Raw genomic sequence first — 254 nt, 5'->3', positions numbered from 1 at the left:
TCAAGATAAGCGCGAGTCCGTGGCGGGTTTTGAGGGTGTCGGGGTGCTCCGTGCCGAGGACCCGGGTCCGGGTGGCCAGCACTTCGCAGTACGCGGTCTCGGCCTCGCCGTAACGGCCCTGTCTGTACAAAACGACCGCGAGGTTGTGGCGGGTGTACAGGGTTTCGGGGTGCTCCGTGCCGAAGACCCGGGTTTGGGTGGCCAGCACTTCGCAGTACGCGGTCTCGGCATCGTCGTAACGGCCCTGGTTGTCC

Annotated in this window: 1 protein-coding gene; it reads right to left on the bottom strand. The window is 65.7% G+C overall.

Annotated features, from left to right (window positions below; translation table 11 throughout):
- Positions 1 to 254 (bottom strand): tetratricopeptide repeat protein (locus ABZU91_RS23775; protein WP_355244351.1); only part of this gene is annotated, 254 nt, incomplete at both ends.

It is taken from the genome of Micromonospora sp. NPDC005174 (assembly GCF_040608495.1).
In the GTDB taxonomy this organism is placed as follows: domain Bacteria; phylum Actinomycetota; class Actinomycetes; order Mycobacteriales; family Micromonosporaceae; genus Micromonospora.
Note: the sequence above shows the minus strand (reverse complement) of the source record. Positions and strands in the feature narration are given on the sequence as shown.